15 protein-coding genes are annotated in these 15,965 nt (G+C 73.2%); 1 reads left to right on the top strand and 14 read right to left on the bottom strand.

Translation table 11 applies throughout. The features are described from left to right. Positions 1-58 precede the first annotated feature (58 nt). The 6 genes from carB to pyrR form a co-directional block, all read right to left on the bottom strand. Positions 59-3,367, bottom strand: coding sequence for a carbamoyl-phosphate synthase large subunit (gene carB / locus LPA54_RS08390; protein WP_228975351.1), 3,309 nt, complete (start codon positions 3,365-3,367; stop codon positions 59-61). Beyond that, positions 3,360-4,499, bottom strand: a complete 1,140-nt coding sequence (carA, locus tag LPA54_RS08395; protein WP_228975353.1) for a glutamine-hydrolyzing carbamoyl-phosphate synthase small subunit — start codon at positions 4,497-4,499, stop codon at positions 3,360-3,362. The genes carB and carA overlap by 8 nt, the downstream gene beginning before the upstream one ends. Next, complete coding sequence (locus LPA54_RS08400) at positions 4,496-5,068, bottom strand: hypothetical protein (protein WP_228975355.1); 573 nt, start codon at positions 5,066-5,068, stop codon at positions 4,496-4,498. The genes carA and LPA54_RS08400 overlap by 4 nt, the downstream gene beginning before the upstream one ends. Continuing rightward, a complete protein-coding gene (locus LPA54_RS08405; protein WP_228975356.1) occupies positions 5,065-6,351 on the bottom strand; it encodes a dihydroorotase in 1,287 nt (428 codons plus the stop codon). The genes LPA54_RS08400 and LPA54_RS08405 overlap by 4 nt, the downstream gene beginning before the upstream one ends. Before the next feature lie 6 nt (positions 6,352-6,357). Next, on the bottom strand, positions 6,358-7,350 hold the full coding sequence (locus LPA54_RS08410; RefSeq protein WP_228975360.1) for an aspartate carbamoyltransferase catalytic subunit: 993 nt from the start codon (positions 7,348-7,350) through the stop codon (positions 6,358-6,360). A gap of 231 nt (positions 7,351-7,581) precedes the next feature. Next, entirely contained in the window at positions 7,582-8,169 is a 588-nt protein-coding gene (gene pyrR, locus LPA54_RS08415) for a bifunctional pyr operon transcriptional regulator/uracil phosphoribosyltransferase PyrR (protein WP_228975361.1), read from the bottom strand. A 199-nt stretch (positions 8,170-8,368) separates the two neighbouring features. Here pyrR and bldD point away from each other — a divergent pair, with 199 nt between their 5' ends. Next, on the top strand, positions 8,369-8,869 hold the full coding sequence (bldD, locus tag LPA54_RS08420; RefSeq protein WP_005319862.1) for a transcriptional regulator BldD: 501 nt from the start codon (positions 8,369-8,371) through the stop codon (positions 8,867-8,869). A 308-nt stretch (positions 8,870-9,177) separates the two neighbouring features. Here the strand turns inward: bldD and nusB are convergent, their stop codons facing one another. The 8 genes from nusB to aroC form a co-directional block, all read right to left on the bottom strand. After that, a complete protein-coding gene (gene nusB, locus LPA54_RS08425; RefSeq protein ID WP_228975362.1) occupies positions 9,178-9,606 on the bottom strand; it encodes a transcription antitermination factor NusB in 429 nt (142 codons plus the stop codon). 2 nt (positions 9,607-9,608) lie between these two features. Then, complete coding sequence (efp, locus tag LPA54_RS08430; protein WP_058941092.1) at positions 9,609-10,175, bottom strand: elongation factor P; 567 nt, start codon at positions 10,173-10,175, stop codon at positions 9,609-9,611. A 58-nt stretch (positions 10,176-10,233) separates the two neighbouring features. After that, positions 10,234-11,340 carry an aminopeptidase P family protein gene (locus LPA54_RS08435; RefSeq protein ID WP_228975363.1) on the bottom strand — a complete coding sequence of 369 codons (1,107 nt, stop codon included), beginning with the start codon at positions 11,338-11,340 and terminating at the stop codon, positions 10,234-10,236. Between the two features lie 70 nt (positions 11,341-11,410). Continuing rightward, entirely contained in the window at positions 11,411-12,436 is a 1,026-nt protein-coding gene (locus tag LPA54_RS08440; protein ID WP_228975365.1) for an AAA family ATPase, read from the bottom strand. A gap of 122 nt (positions 12,437-12,558) precedes the next feature. Next, positions 12,559-13,020 (bottom strand): type II 3-dehydroquinate dehydratase, encoded by a 462-nt coding sequence (aroQ, locus tag LPA54_RS08445; protein ID WP_228975366.1) that lies wholly within the window; start codon positions 13,018-13,020, stop codon positions 12,559-12,561. Further along, positions 13,017-14,111 carry a 3-dehydroquinate synthase gene (gene aroB / locus LPA54_RS08450; RefSeq protein WP_228975368.1) on the bottom strand — a complete coding sequence of 365 codons (1,095 nt, stop codon included), beginning with the start codon at positions 14,109-14,111 and terminating at the stop codon, positions 13,017-13,019. Before aroB ends, aroQ begins: the two co-directional genes overlap by 4 nt. Continuing rightward, positions 14,108-14,626 (bottom strand): shikimate kinase, encoded by a 519-nt coding sequence (locus LPA54_RS08455; RefSeq protein WP_228975369.1) that lies wholly within the window; start codon positions 14,624-14,626, stop codon positions 14,108-14,110. Before LPA54_RS08455 ends, aroB begins: the two co-directional genes overlap by 4 nt. Continuing rightward, positions 14,623-15,807 carry a chorismate synthase gene (gene aroC, locus LPA54_RS08460; RefSeq protein WP_228975371.1) on the bottom strand — a complete coding sequence of 395 codons (1,185 nt, stop codon included), beginning with the start codon at positions 15,805-15,807 and terminating at the stop codon, positions 14,623-14,625. Before aroC ends, LPA54_RS08455 begins: the two co-directional genes overlap by 4 nt. Positions 15,808-15,965: the final 158 nt, after the last annotated feature.

The following is a 15,965-nucleotide window of genomic DNA, read 5'->3' on the forward strand; positions in this document are numbered from 1 at the left end:
GGTGGTGGTGTCCTCATGAGGAGGGGGACACCGTTTCCGGTGTCCCCCTCGTGGGCTGTCAGTCGCGGGCCGCGATCAGGTGCTGCGCGTGTTCCTGGAGGGAGCGGACGCCGACGTCGCCGTGGTTGAGGGCGTCGATGCCCTGGACCGCCGCGGCGAGCGCCTGGACCGTGGTCAGGCAGGGGACGCCGCGGGAGACGGCCGCGGTGCGGATCTCGTAGCCGTCGAGGCGGCCGCCGGTGCCGTACGGGGTGTTGACGATGAGGTCGACCTGGCCGTCGTGGATCAGCTGGACGATGGTCTTCTCGCCGTTCGGGCCCTCGCCCTCGCTGAGCTTGCGCACCGCGGTGGCGTTGATGCCGTTGCGCTTGAGGACCTCGGCGGTGCCGGAGGTGGCGAGCAGCTCGAAGCCGTGGGCGACGAGCTCGCGCGCCGGGAAGATCATCGAGCGCTTGTCGCGGTTGGCGACCGAGATGAACGCGCGGCCCTTGGTGGGCAGCGGGCCGTACGCGCCGGCCTGCGACTTGGCGTACGCGGTGCCGAAGACGGAGTCGATGCCCATGACCTCGCCGGTGGAGCGCATCTCCGGGCCGAGGACGGTGTCCACGCCGCGGCCGTGGATGTCGCGGAAGCGCGACCACGGCATGACGGCCTCCTTGACGGAGATCGGCGCGTCCAGCGGGAGCGTGCCGCCGTCGCCGTTCCTCGGCAGCAGGCCCTCGGCGCGCAGTTCGGCGACGGTGGCGCCCAGCGAGATGCGGGCGGCGGCCTTCGCCAGCGGCACGGCGGTCGCCTTGGAGGTGAAGGGGACCGTCCGGGAGGCGCGCGGGTTGGCCTCCAGGACGTAGAGGATGTCGCCGGCCATCGCGAACTGGATGTTGATCAGGCCGCGGACGCCGACGCCCTTCGCGATCGCCTCGGTGGAGGCGCGCAGGCGCTTGATGTCGAACCCGCCGAGCGTGATCGGGGGCAGGGCGCACGCCGAGTCGCCGGAGTGGATGCCGGCCTCCTCGATGTGCTCCATGACGCCGCCGAGGTAGAGCTCGTGCCCGTCGTAGAGGGCGTCGACGTCGATCTCGATGGCGTCGTCGAGGAACCGGTCGACGAGGACCGGCCGGGTCGGGGAGATCTCGGTGGACTCGGCGATGTAGGCCTCCAGCCGCGCCTCGTCGTAGACGATCTCCATGCCGCGGCCGCCCAGCACGTACGAGGGGCGGACGAGGACGGGGTAGCCGATCTCGTCGGCGATGGCCTTGGCGCCGGCGAAGGTGGTGGCGGTGCCGTGCTTGGGGGCCGGGAGCCCCGCCTCCGCGAGGACCCGGCCGAAGGCGCCGCGGTCCTCGGCGGCGTGGATGGCCTCCGGCGGGGTGCCGACCACGGGCACGCCGTTGTCCTTGAGCGCCTGGGCGAGGCCCAGCGGGGTCTGGCCGCCGAGCTGGACGACGACGCCGGCGATCGGGCCGGCGAGGGACTCGGCGTGGACGATCTCCAGCACGTCCTCGAGCGTGAGGGGCTCGAAGTACAGGCGGTCGGAGGTGTCGTAGTCGGTCGAGACCGTCTCGGGGTTGCAGTTGACCATCACGGTCTCGTAGCCCGCCTCGCTCAGCGCGAAGGAGGCGTGGACGCAGGAGTAGTCGAATTCGATGCCCTGGCCGATGCGGTTCGGGCCGGAGCCGAGGATGATCACCGCGGGCTTCTCGCGCGGGGCGACCTCGCTCTCCTCGTCGTAGGACGAGTAGAAGTACGGCGTCTTGGCGGCGAACTCGGCGGCGCAGGTGTCGACCGTCTTGTAGACCGGGCGGACGCCGAGGGCGTGGCGCACCTCGCGGACGACGTCCTCGCGCAGACCGCGGATCTCGGCGATCTGCTGGTCGGAGAAGCCGTGCCGCTTGGCCTCGGCGAGCAGCTCGGGGTCGAGCCGGTCGGCGGCGGCCAGCTCGTCGGCGATCTCCTTGATGAGGAAGAGCTGGTCGACGAACCACGGGTCGATCTTCGTGGCGTCGAAGACCTCCTCGCGGGTCGCGCCGGCGCGGATGGCCTGCATGACGGCGTTGATGCGGCCGTCGGTCGGGCGGACCGCCTCGCTCAGCAGCTCCGCCTTGTCGCCGGGCTCGCCGACGAAGGAGAACTGGCTGCCCTTCTTCTCCAGGGAGCGCAGGGCCTTCTGCAGGGCCTCGGTGAAGTTCCTTCCGATGGCCATGGCCTCGCCGACCGACTTCATGGTCGTGGTGAGGGTGGAGTCGGCGGACGGGAACTTCTCGAAGGCGAAGCGCGGCGCCTTGACCACGACGTAGTCGAGCGTCGGCTCGAAGGAGGCCGGGGTCTTCTCGGTGATGTCGTTGGGGATCTCGTCGAGCGTGTAGCCGACGGCCAGCTTGGCGGCGATCTTGGCGATCGGGAAGCCGGTGGCCTTCGAGGCGAGCGCGGAGGAGCGCGAGACGCGCGGGTTCATCTCGATGACGATGATCCGGCCGTCGACGGGGTCGATCGCGAACTGGATGTTGCAGCCGCCGGTGTCGACGCCGACCTCGCGGATGATCGCGATGCCGATGTCGCGCAGCCGCTGGTACTCGCGGTCGGTGAGGGTCATCGCCGGGGCGACGGTGATCGAGTCGCCCGTGTGGACGCCCATGGGGTCGAAGTTCTCGATGGAGCAGACGACCACGACGTTGTCGGCCTTGTCGCGCATCAGCTCCAGCTCGTACTCCTTCCAGCCGAGGATGGACTCCTCCAGGAGCACCTCGGTGGTCGGGGAGAGCGTGAGGCCCTGGCCGGCGATGCGGCGCAGCTCCTCCTCGTCGTGGGCGAATCCGGAGCCGGCGCCGCCCATGGTGAAGGAGGGGCGTACGACGACCGGGTAGCCGCCGAGGGTCTCCACGCCCTTGAGGACGTCGTCCATGGAGTGGCAGATGACGGAGCGGGCGGACTCGCCGTGGCCGATCTTCTTGCGGACCTCCTCCACGACGTCCTTGAAGAGGTCGCGGTCCTCGCCCTTGTTGATCGCCTCGACGTTGGCGCCGATCAGCTCGACGCCGTACTTCTCCAGCACCCCCTGCTCGTGCATGGAGATGGCGGTGTTCAGCGCGGTCTGGCCGCCGAGGGTGGGCAGGAGGGCGTCGGGGCGCTCCTTGGCGATGATCTTCTCGACGAACTCGGGGGTGATCGGCTCGACGTACGTGGCGTCGGCGATCTCCGGGTCGGTCATGATCGTCGCCGGGTTGGAGTTGACGAGGATGACCCGCAGGCCCTCGGCCTTGAGGACGCGGCACGCCTGGGTGCCGGAGTAGTCGAACTCGGCGGCCTGACCGATGACGATCGGGCCGGAGCCGATGACCAGGACGGACTGGATATCGGTGCGCTTAGGCACGCTCGCCCTCCATCAGGGAAACGAAGCGGTCGAAGAGGTACGCGGCGTCGTGCGGGCCGGCGGCCGCCTCGGGGTGGTACTGGACGCTGAAGGCCGGCCGGTCGAGGAGCCGCAGGCCCTCCACCACGTTGTCGTTGAGGCAGACGTGGGAGACCTCGGCGCGGCCGTAGGGGGTGTCGGACGCCGTGTCGAGCGGGGCGTCGACGGCGAAGCCGTGGTTGTGCGCGGTGACCTCGACCTTGCCGGTCGTGCGGTCCTGCACGGGCTGGTTGATGCCGCGGTGGCCGTACTTCAGCTTGTAGGTGCCGAAGCCGAGGGCGCGGCCGAGGATCTGGTTGCCGAAGCAGATGCCGAACAGGGGCGTCCGGCGCTCCAGCACGGCCTGCATCACGGAGACGGGTCCGTCGGCGGTGGCGGGGTCGCCGGGGCCGTTGGAGAAGAAGACTCCGTCCGGGTCGACGGCGTAGACGTCGTCGGCGGTGGCGGTGGCGGGCAGCACGTGCACCTCGATGCCGCGCTCGGCCATCCGCTGCGGGGTCATGCCCTTGATGCCGAGGTCGACGGCGGCGACGGTGAAGCGCTTCTGGCCGATCGCGGGGACGACGTAGGGCTCCTTGGTGGCGACCTCGGCGGAGAGGTCGGCGCCCGTCATCTGCGGGGCGGCCTGCACCTTGGCGAGGAGGGCCGCGTCGTCGGCGACGGCTCCGCCGGAGAAGATGCCGACGCGCATCGCGCCGCGCTCGCGCAGGTGGCGGGTGAGGGCGCGGGTGTCGACGCCGCTGATGCCGACGACGCCCTGGCGCTCCAGCTCCTCGTCGAGGGTGCGGGTGGACCGCCAGTTGGAGGGGGTGCGGGCGGGGTCGCGGACGACGTAGCCGGAGACCCAGATGCGGGCCGACTCGGCGTCCTCGTCGTTGACGCCCGTGTTCCCGACGTGCGGGGCGGTCATGACGACGACCTGGCGGTGGTACGAGGGGTCGGTCAGGGTCTCCTGGTAGCCGGTCATCCCGGTGGAGAAGACGGCCTCTCCGAAGGTCTCCCCCACGGCCCCGTAGGCGCGGCCGCGGAAGATGCGGCCGTCCTCCAGGACGAGTACGGCGGGAACCCTGGTTCCCCGGGTGGAGGTCGTCATCGTGCGGCGCCTTCCGTCGTGGTGGTGTCGGTGGTGAGGGAGTCGATGGCCTCGACCCAGGCGGTGTGCTCGGCGGCCCGGTCGGACCGGAAGCCGGAGTCGATCAGGGTGTCGCCGTGCTGCCAGGTGACGACCAGCAGGCCGCCCTCGGCGAGGACCTTGCCGGCGATGCCCTTGTCGAGCCGTGCTCCGCGGAGCTGGTCGGCGGGGACGAAGAAGTCGCGCGCGCCGGGGCGTACGACCACCAGGCCGGCGTCGGTGAGCGTCAGCTCGGCGCGGCTGCGGGTGCCCAGGCCGTGGGCCACGATCCGGTCGAGCCACTGCCCGGCGGTCGTGGACCCGTGGTAGCGCCCGCTCATGCCCAGTCTCTCCGCACCGGGCTCGTCCGGCGCGGTGGGGAGCTCCGGCAGGTCCGCCTGGAGGCGGGCGCGCCAGGTCCAGCCCTGGCGCATGAGCCAGTAGACGAGGGCGATGAAGAGCAGCAGTACGCCGACCCAGCCGAGGCGGGCGGCCCAGTCGGTCACTTCCGCCGACTTGGGCTCGGCGGCGAGGGGGATCAGAGGTGTCACGCGAGCTTCCCGTCCATGAGCGTTGCCCGGCCCCGCAGGAAGGTGTGGGTGACGCGCCCCGGCAGCTCGCGGCCCTCGTAGGGGGTGTTGCGGCTGCGGGAGGCGAAACCCGCGGGGTCCACGGCTCCACGGTATGCCGGATCCACGAGCACCAGGTTGGCGGGCTCACCAACCGAGACAGGCCGTCCGTGGCCGGTGGCCCGGCCGATCCGCGCGGGGGCGTGCGACATGCGGTCGGCGACGCCCGCCCAGTCGAGGAGACCGGTGTCGACCATCGTGTGCTGGACGACGGAGAGCGCGGTCTCCAGGCCGACCATGCCCATGGCGGCGGCGGCCCACTCGCAGTCCTTGTCCTCGTGCGGGTGGGGGGCGTGGTCGGTGGCGACGATGTCGATGGTGCCGTCGGCGAGCGCCTCGCGCAGGGCCATGACGTCGCGCTCGGTGCGCAGCGGCGGGTTGACCTTGTACACCGGGTCGTAGGTGCGGACCAGCTCGTCGGTGAGGAGCAGGTGGTGCGGGGTGACCTCGGCGGTGACGTCGATGCCGCGGGACTTGGCCCAGCGGACGATCTCCACGGACCCGGCGGTCGACAGGTGGCAGATGTGGACGCGGGAGCCGACGTGCTCGGCGAGGAGGACGTCCCGGGCGATGATCGACTCCTCGGCGACGGCCGGCCAGCCGCCGAGGCCCAGCTCGGCGGAGACGGCGCCCTCGTTCATCTGGGCGCCCTCGGTGAGGCGGGGCTCCTGGGCGTGCTGGGCGATGACGCCGCCGAAGGCCTTCACGTACTCCAGGGCGCGGCGCATGATCACGGGGTCGTCGACGCACTTGCCGTCGTCGGAGAAGACGGTGACGCCGGCGGCGGACTCGTGCATGGCCCCCAGCTCGGCGAGGCGCTTGCCCTCCAGGCCGACGGTGACGGCGCCGATGGGCTGCACGTCGCAGTAGCCGTGCTCCCGGCCGAGCCGGTGGACCTGCTCGACCACGCCGGCGGTGTCGGCGACGGGTGAGGTGTTGGCCATGGCGAACACGGAGGTGTAGCCGCCGGAGGCGGCGGCGCGGGTGCCGGTGAGGACCGTCTCGGAGTCCTCGCGGCCCGGCTCGCGCAGGTGGGTGTGGAGGTCGACCAGGCCGGGCAGCAGGACGCGCCCCTCGGCCTCGACGACGGTGGCGCCCTCGGCGTCCAGGCCGGTGCCGACGGCGGCGATGGTCTCGCCGTCGACGAGGACGTCCTGGGCCCGGCCGCCGAGGACCTTCGCACCACGGATCAGGGTCTTGCTCATACGGGGTTACTTCTCCTCGGTACGGGACGACGGCTGGGTGAGGGCGGGCTCGCTGCCGCCCAGGAGCAGGTAGAGGACGGCCATGCGGACGAAGACGCCGTTGGCGACCTGTTCGACGACGGTGCAGCGGGGGGAGTCGGCGACCTCGGCGGTGATCTCCATGCCGCGGACCATGGGTCCGGGGTGCATGACGACCGCGTGGTCGGGGAGCTTGGCCAGGCGGGCGGCGTCGAGGCCGTAGCGGCGCGCGTACTCCCGCTCGGTGGGGAAGAACGCGGCGTTCATGCGCTCGCGCTGGACGCGCAGCATCATCACGGCGTCCGACGCGGCGAGGGCGCCGTCGAGGTCGTAGCTGACCTCGCAGGGCCAGTTCCCGACGCCGACGGGGACGAGCGTGGGCGGGGCGACGAGGGTGACCTCGGCGCCGAGGGTGTGCAGCAGGTCGACGTCGGAGCGGGCGACCCGGCTGTGCAGGACGTCACCGACGACGGTGACGCGCAGGCCGGACAGGTCGCGGCCGGCGCGGTCGCGGGCGGTGCCGCGGCCGACGAGGCGGCGGCGCAGGGTGAAGGCGTCCAGGAGGGCCTGGGTGGGGTGCTGGTGGGTGCCGTCGCCGGCGTTGATCACCGGGGCGTCGATCCAGCCGCTGGTGGCGAGCCGGTGGGGGGCGCCGGAGGCGTGGTGGCGTATGACGACCGCGTCGACGCCGACGGCCGCGAGGGTCTGGGCGGTGTCCTTGAGCGACTCGCCCTTGGAGACGCTGGAGCCCTTGGCGGTGAAGTTGATGACGTCGGCGGAGAGGCGCTTCTCGGCGGCCTCGAAGGAGACGCGGGTGCGGGTGGAGTCCTCGAAGAAGAGGTTGCATATCGTCCGGCCGCGCAGGGTGGGGAGCTTCTTGATCGGCCGGTCGGCGAGCCGGGCCATCTCCTCGGCGGTGTCGAGGAGATGGACGGCTTCGTCGCGGGTGAGGTCGGCGGCCGAGATGAGGTGGCGCTTCATCGGGGGGTGGGGCTCCGGGGGTGGGGAGGTCGGTTCCGTGGACGTGGCCGGGCAGGGGCGGGCTCGGGCGCGGCCGTCGGCGGCGGCTCGGGTCGCCGGTCCGCGGCGGGCCTGCGGGGGGCGGGCTCTGCCGGGGCGGGCGGCGCGACTCCCGCTCGCCCGTGTGCCGTGCCGCGCGCCGGGGCGCGTGGGGGCGTACGGGGGCCGGGGTCGCGCTGGGCGCGCGATTGGCTAGTTCTCGCCGGTCGGGGCGGGCTCGGGGGCGGGCTCGCGCACGCCGAGCAGTACGGCGTCGCGGCCGTCCTCCTCGGTGAGCTGGACCTTGACCGTCTCGCGCAGCGAGGTCGGGAGGTTCTTCCCCACGTAGTCGGCGCGGATGGGCAGCTCCCGGTGGCCGCGGTCGACCAGGACCGCCAGCTGCACGGCGCGGGGGCGGCCGACGTCGCCGAGGGCGTCGAGGGCGGCGCGGATGGTGCGGCCGGAGAAGAGCACGTCGTCGACGAGGACGACCAGCCGGCCGTCCACGCCCTCGTCGGGGATCTCGGTGGGGGCCAGCGTCCGCGCGGGGCGCAGGCGCAGGTCGTCCCGGTGCAGGGTGATGTCGAGGGAGCCGACGGGGGCCGTGCGGCCGGTGATCTGCCGCAGCTTCTCGGCGAGGCGCCGGGCGAGGAAGACTCCCCGCGTCGGGATGCCGAGGAGGACGACGTCGTCGGCGCCCTTGGCGCGCTCGACGATCTCGTGGGCGATGCGGGTCAGGACCCGCGCGATGTCCGGACCCTCGAGTACGGGTCGGGCATCGGACTGCTGGATGGCGTCCATACGGAACGGACCTCCTTCTCCGCCTCACGGGACGGACCTTAAAGGACGTCGGAATTGCGTCATCCACGGTACCAGGGGTGAGGAGGGGGTCGGGACGGACCACCCGGCTTGACGCACCCCAGTAACGCTGCGTAACCTCACAGTGAGTTACCAGCCACGCGGCGGAGCCGCCACGTTGTAACAGTGTCCAGGGAGCTATATGTCCAGCGAATACGCCAAACAGCTCGGGGCCAAGCTCCGTGCCATCCGCACCCAGCAGGGCCTCTCCCTCCACGGCGTGGAGGAGAAGTCCCAGGGTCGCTGGAAGGCCGTCGTGGTCGGTTCGTACGAGCGCGGCGACCGCGCCGTGACCGTGCAGCGCCTCGCCGAGCTGGCTGACTTCTACGGCGTCCCGGTGCAGGAGCTGCTGCCGGGCACCACGCCGGGCGGTGCCGCCGAGCCGCCGCCGAAGCTCGTCCTGGACCTGGAGCGCCTGGCCCACGTCCCGCAGGAGAAGGCGGGCCCGCTGCAGCGCTACGCCGCGACGATCCAGTCGCAGCGCGGCGACTACAACGGCAAGGTGCTGTCGATCCGCCAGGACGACCTGCGCACGCTCGCGGTCATCTACGACCAGTCCCCGTCGGTCCTCACCGAGCAGCTGATCAGCTGGGGCGTGCTGGACGCGGACGCGCGGCGCGCGGTCGCGCACGAGGAGAGCTGAGGCGGCCCTCGCCGCCCGAGCAGAAACGTTGCCGCCGGAGGGTGGTCCCGTCCCGGGACCACCCTCCACGCGTCGGTGGCCCCGCGGCGCCGGGGCGCCCCGGCAGGGCGTCCCTGACGCGTCGCGCCGTGCCGCCGTCGAGGTGCGCGCCCCTCCGCGGGCGACCGCCGCGCCCCGCCCGCGGCGCTCGCGCAGGGCCGCGCGCCGTTCCCCGCCGGCCCGTTCCCCCCGGCGGTGCGCCTGCCCCGCGGTTCCGATGCACGCCGAAGGGCCCGCAGCACGGGTGCTGCGGGCCCTTCGAGGCGTGTTCAGGCTCGGCGGAGCCCCGGCTTCAGGTCCTTGAAGCGGGCCAGCATGCCGTTGACGAAGGACGGGGAGTCGTCCGTGGAGAACTCCTTGGCCAGCTGGACGGCCTCGTCGATGGCCACCGCGTCCGGTGTGGCGTCGACCCAGACCAGCTCGTACGCGCCGAGGCGCAGGATGTTCCGGTCGACGACCGGCATCCGGTCGAGAGTCCAGCCCACCGCGTAGGTGGAGATGAGGTCGTCGATACGGCGGGCGTACTGGGTGTACCCCTCGACGAGCTCCATCGTGTACTCGTTGACCGGCGGCTGCCGTTCGTCGGACCGGGCGTGCCGGATCCAGTCCGCGAGGACCTCCTGCGCGGGCACCCCGCGCTGGTCGGCCTCGAAGAGGATCTGGAAGGCGCGCTTGCGGGCCTTGTTGCGGGCGGCCACGGTTAGCTGTTCACCCGGCCGAGGTAGTCGCTGGTGCGGGTGTCGACCTTGATCTTCTCACCGGTGGTGATGAAGAGCGGGACCTGGATCTGGTGGCCGGTCTCCAGGGTGGCGGGCTTGGTGCCACCGGTGGAGCGGTCGCCCTGGACGCCCGGCTCGGTCTCCTGGATGGTCAGCTCGACGGCGGCGGGGAGCTCGACGTACAGCACCTCGCCCTCGTGCGTGGCGACGGTGGCGGTGAAGCCCTCGACCAGGAAGTTCGCGGCGTCGCCGACGGCGGCCCGGGAGACGTGCAGCTGGTCGTACGTCTGCATGTCCATGAAGACGAAGTACTCGCCGTCCATGTACGAGAACTGCATGTCGCGGCGGTCGACGGTGGCCGTCTCGACCTTCACACCGGCGTTGAACGTCTTGTCGACGATCTTGCCGGACAGCACGTTCTTGAGCTTGGTGCGCACGAAGGCGGGGCCCTTGCCGGGCTTGACGTGCTGGAACTCGACCACGGACCAGAGCTGGTCGTTGTCGAGCTTGAGCACCATGCCGTTCTTGAGGTCGTTCGTGGAAGCCACGGTTGCGGAATCTCCTGGACTGACGCTGGTGGACGACCGAGGCGTGGTGCGTCACGCGCTACAGCGCGAGCAGCTCCTTGGTCGTGATGGTGAGTAGCTCGGGGCCGCCGTCCGCCTCCTGGCGCACGACGAGCGTGTCATCGATCCGGACCCCGCCCCGTCCCGGGAGGTGGACCCCTGGTTCGACGGTGACCGGCACGCAAGCGTCCAGTTTACCCATGGCCGAGGGGGACAACTGCGGGTCCTCCTCGATTTCGAGGCCGACCCCGTGGCCGAGGCTCGGCGCGAGGGCGGCCCCGTGGCCCGCCGCGTCGAGGAGCTGGCGGGCCGCCCGGTCCACGTCCCGGTAGGCGGCGCCCGGCGCGAGTGCCTCCCGCGCGGCCCGCTGGGCGGCGAAGACGAGGTCGTACAGCTCGATCTGCCAGTCGGCGGGGGCGGTGCCGATGACGAACGTCCGGCCGATCTCGCAGCGGTACCCGCGGTAGTCCGCTCCGAGGCAGACGGAGAGGAAGTCGCCCTCCTCCACCCGGCGGTCGGTGGGGCGGTGGCCGCCGCGCCCCGAGTGCGGTCCCGTGGCGACGGAGGTGGGGAAGGCGGGGCCGTCGGCGCCGTGGTCGACGAGGCGCCGCTCCAACTCCAGGGCGAGGTGGCGCTCGGTGCGGCCGACGAGGATCGACTCGAGCAGCTCGCCGAGGGCCTGGTCGGTGATCTCCGCCGCGATGCGCAGGCAGGTGATCTCGTCGTCGTCCTTGACCACGCGCTCCTGCTCGACGGCGTGGCCGAGGTCCGCGAGGCGCAGCCGGGGGGCGGCGGAGCCGAGCGCCCGGTAGCGGGCGACGCTCAGGTGGTGCTCCTCCACGGCCAGCCCGTCGGCGTCGGCGCGCAGGGCCAGGTCGGCCGCGGCGACGGCCGGGTCCCCGCCGCCGGACGGCAGCACGACGAGCCGCAGCCCCTCGTCGACCCGTCCCTCGGTGGGGTCGCCGCTCGGCGGGCGGGGGCACAGCAGCACGTCGTCCTCCGCCCCGACCAGCAGTACGGAGCCGGGCGGCGAGCCGCCCGCGAGGTAGCGGACGTTGGCGGGGCGGGAGACCAGCGCCGCCGCGGATCCGGCCACCGCGCACCGGCCGCGCAGCCGCCCGCGGCGGTCTGCGAACACCTGGGACATGACCCGAGCCTACGAGCGCGGGCGCGACCCGGCAGTCCGGAGGGGGCCGATCGGGACGGGCCCCGGCCGGTCACCAGCTCGGCGGGCTGGCCAGGGAGCGGGCGAGGACGTCGTCGAGGGCGCGGGCCGTGGTCTCCACGTCGTAGTGGGTGTTGTCGATGATGGGCAGGCCCGACGCGTGCCAGCCGGCCATGCGGCCGTGGATGCCGGCGACCTCCTCGTCGGAGAGGCGGCGGTTGCCGGAGCGCTCGGCGTTGCGCTCCAGGACGATCTCCAGGCCGGGGAGGAGGACCACGGGCAGCAGGCCGGGGCCGACGTGGCGCTTCCAACCGCCGAGTCCGACGACCGGTCGGTCGGGGAAGACGGCGTCGTCGAGGATGCAGGAGATGCCGTTGGCGAGGAAGTTCCGCGCGGCGAAGCCGCAGGTGCGGCGGGCCAGGCGGTACTGGGCCTCGGACTGGTCGTTCCACCCCGACTGGGGGTCGGCGAACCCGGAGCACACCCACTCGCGCACGTCGTCGAGGCTGATGTGGGCGGTGGGGACGCGGCGGTGCTGCGCCCAGTACCGCGCGACGGTGGTCTTGCCGGCGCCCGCCGGGCCGATGAGGAGGACCGCGAGGGTGGCGGTGCCCGTCCCGGCGGTCGGGCCGGCGCCCGGCTCGGGGACCGGGGCGATGACCGGCGCGCCCGCCGGGAGCCGGACGTGGCCCGTCGCGTCGGGCGGGGGCGGCGCGGCCGGAGGGTGCGGGGCGGGGGGCCGTGACGTCCAGCCGCCGGGCGCCTGCCCGGGGTGCTGGGGCTGGTGCTGCGGCTGCTGGGGTGGCGGCGGCGCCTGCGGCACGTGACCGTGCGGGGGCTGGGGCGCGTGCCCGCCGTGGGGGCCGTGCGGCGCTTGGGGCGCGTGCGGGCCCTGGGGCGCGTGCCCGCCGTGAGGGCCGTGCGGGGCCTGGGGCGGGTGCTGGCCGTGGGAGCCGTGCGGGCCCTGGGGGGCGTGCGGGGGCGGCGGGCCGGGGTGGTGTGCCTGCTGGGCCCACCCGGCCGCCGCGTTCCCCGGCTGGTGGGGCGGCGGCAGCGGAGCCCCCACTGCGTGCTGCATCCGGTGCCACTCCGTCTCGTACGACTGACGCTGATCGGGCGGCCGTTCGGGGCGCCCGCCATCGAACCGTACCCTCCCGCGCCGTCAGACGGTGAACGGCCCGGGAGGGTTCCGGCTGGCCCTCAGTCCGTCAACTCGTCGGCCAGCGCGCGCAGCGCGAGCCGGTAGGAGCCGATGCCGAAGCCGGCGACCGTCCCGGTGGCGACCGCCGCGACGACGGACGTGTGGCGGAACTCCTCGCGGGCGTACGGGTTGGAGATGTGCACCTCGATCAGCGGGGCCGTGCGCTGGGCCGCGGCGTCCCGCATCGCGTACGAGTAGTGGGTGAAGGCGCCCGGGTTCAGAACGACCGGAATCGAACGGTCCGCCGCCTCGTGGAGCCAGCGGACCAGCTCGCCCTCGTCGTTCGTCTCCCGCACGTCGACGTCGAAGCCGAGCTCCTTGCCGAGCTCCTGGCAGCCCGCCACGAGGCCGGCGTAGGAGGTGGCGCCGTACACGTCGGGCTCGCGGGAGCCGAGCCGGCCGAGGTTGGGGCCGTTGAGGACGTACACCGTGCGGACGTCCGCGCCCCTGCGGTCCCTCACGCGGACACCTCCCCGTACGCCGCGAGCAGCACCGCCGGGTCGGGGCCCTCCAGGACCGCCGGCTTGGCCAGCCCGTCGAGGACGATGAAGCGCAGCAGGTCGCCGCGGGACTTCTTGTCGACCTTCATGGTCTCCAGCAGCTTGGGCCACTGGTCGCCGCGGTAGGTCAGGGGCAGGCCGACCGACTCCAGCACCGAGCGGTGCCGGTCGGCGGTCGCGTCGTCGAGCCGGCCGGCGAGGCGGCCCAGCTCGGCGGCGAACACCATGCCGACCGAGACGGCCGCGCCGTGCCGCCACTTGTAGCGCTCGTTCTTCTCGATCGCGTGGGCGAGGGTGTGGCCGTAGTTGAGGATCTCGCGCAGGCCCGACTCCTTGAGGTCCGAGGAGACGACGTCCGCCTTGACCCGGATGGAGCGCACGATCAGCTCGGCCGTGTGCGCGCCGGTGGGCGTGCGGGCGGCGGCCGGGTCCGCCTCGATCAGGTCGAGGATCACCGGGTCGGCGATGAAACCGGCCTTGATGACCTCGGCCAGGCCGCTGACGTAGTCGTTCACCGGCAGCGAGTCGAGCGCGGCCAGGTCGCACAGGACGCCGGCCGGGGGGTGGAAGGCGCCGACGAGGTTCTTGCCCTCGGCGGTGTTGATGCCGGTCTTGCCGCCGACGGCCGCGTCGACCATGGCGAGGACCGTCGTCGGCACCGCGACCCAGCGCACCCCGCGCAGCCACGTCGCCGCGACGAACCCGGCCAGGTCGGTGGTGGCGCCGCCGCCCACGCCGACGATCACGTCGGTGCGGGTGAAGCCGGTCTGGCCGAGCGCCTTCCAGCAGTAGGCGGCGACCTCGACGGTCTTCGCCTCCTCCGCGTTCGGCACCTGGATGGCGACGGCCTCGTACCCCTGGTCGGCGAGGTCGGCGCGCAGGGCCTCGCCGGTCTCGGCGAGCGCCTCCGGGTGGATCACGGCGACGCGCCTGGCCCGGGGGCCGATCAGCCCGGCCAGCTCCCCGAGGAGCTGCCGTCCGACCAGCACCTCGTACGGCTCCGAGCCGGCGCTGCCGCCGACGTGGATGCGGGTGACTGCCTGGTCCGTCATTCGTCCTTCAGCTCCAGTGCGTCGAGGACCGCCTCGGCGACCTCTTCGGGGGTGCGCTCGTCGGTGGCGACGACGACACGCGCGACTTCGGTGTACAGGTGGCGGCGGGCCTCCATCAGCTCGCGCCACTGGCGGCGCGGGTTGATCGCGAGGAGCGGCCGGGCGGCGCCGAGGCCGACGCGCCGGACGGCCTCCTCGACGTCCATCGACAGGTAGACCACGGGCATGCCGGTGAGCAGGGCGCGCGTACCGCCGTCGAGGACGGCGCCGCCGCCGAGGGCGAGGACGCCCGTGTGCTCGGCGACGGCGGCGCGGACGGCCGCGCGCTCCAGCTCGCGGAAGCGCTCCTCGCCGTCCTCGACGAAGATGTCGGAGACCTCCCGCCCCTCGGCGGCGACGATGTCGGCGTCGGTGTCCCGGTAGGCCACGCCCAGGCGCTCGGCGAGCAGGGCACCCACGGTGGACTTGCCGGAGCCCATCGGGCCGACCAGGACGATCAGCGGGCCGGTGCTCACCGGATGTGGAGGTTGTCGAGGTAGGAGCGGACGTTGCGGCGGGTCTCGGTGACGCTGTCGCCGCCGAACTTCTCCGCGACCGCGTCGGCGAGGACGAGGGCGACCATCGCCTCGGCGACGATGCCGGCCGCCGGGACCGCGCAGACGTCCGAGCGCTGGTGGTGCGCCTGGGCCGGCTCGCCGGTGACGACGTCGACGGTGCGCAGCGCGCGCGGCACGGTCGCGATCGGCTTCATGGCGGCCCGCACCCGCAGCAGCTCGCCGGTGCTCAGCCCGCCCTCGGTGCCGCCGGCCCGCCCGGAGGTGCGGCGGATGCCCTCGTCGGTGCCGACGATCTCGTCGTGCGCCTGCGACCCGGGCACGCGCGCCAGGCCGAAGCCGTCGCCGACCTCGACGCCCTTGATCGCCTGGATGCCCATGAGGGCGGCGGCCAGGCGGGCGTCCAGCCGCCGGTCCCAGTGGACGTGCGAGCCGAGGCCGACGGGCACGTCGTAAGCGAGGACCTCGACGACGCCGCCGAGGGTGTCGCCGTCCTTGTGGGCCTGGTCGATCTCGGCGACCATCGCCTTCGACGCGTCGGCGTCGAGGCAGCGCACCGGGTCGGCGTCCAGCTTCTCCACGTCGGCGGGGGTCGGGTGGACGCCGTAGGGCGCCTTGGCGGCGGCCAGCTCGACGACGTGCGAGACGATCTCGATGCCGGCGGTCTCCTTCAGGTACGACCGGGCGACCGCGCCGAGCGCGACGCGCGCGGCCGTCTCGCGGGCGCTGGCGCGCTCCAGCACCGGCCGGGCCTCGTCGAAGCCGTACTTCTGCATGCCGGCGAGGTCGGCGTGGCCGGGGCGCGGGCGGGTCAGCGGCGCGTTGCGCGCCATCTCGGCGAGCTCCTGCGGGTCGACGGGGTCGGCGGACATCACCTTCTCCCACTTCGGCCACTCGGTGTTGCCCACCATGACCGCGACGGGCGAGCCCATGGTGAGGCCGTGGCGGACACCGCCGAGGAACGTGACCTCGTCGCGCTCGAACTTCATCCGCGCGCCGCGTCCATAGCCCAGGCGGCGCCGGGCCAGGTGGTCCGCCACCATCTCCGTGGTGATCGGGACACCGGCGGGAAGACCCTCCAGCGTCGCCACCAGCGCGGGGCCGTGCGACTCCCCCGCCGTAAGCCAGCGCAACCTGCTCAACGGTGCTCCTTCTCTCGGGCCGGATCTGCGGACGGCTCGGCCGGTACGCGGCCCGCGCCTCCACCCCCGATCCTCCCATGTCCGTCCACCCGTCAGGCCGCCGTCCCAGGTTCCGGACAGCGGTACGGGCACGGCGCTGCGGTGACACCGCCGTCCGC

It is taken from the genome of Streptomyces sp. DH12, assembly GCF_020873895.1.
Lineage (GTDB): Bacteria > Actinomycetota > Actinomycetes > Streptomycetales > Streptomycetaceae > Streptomyces.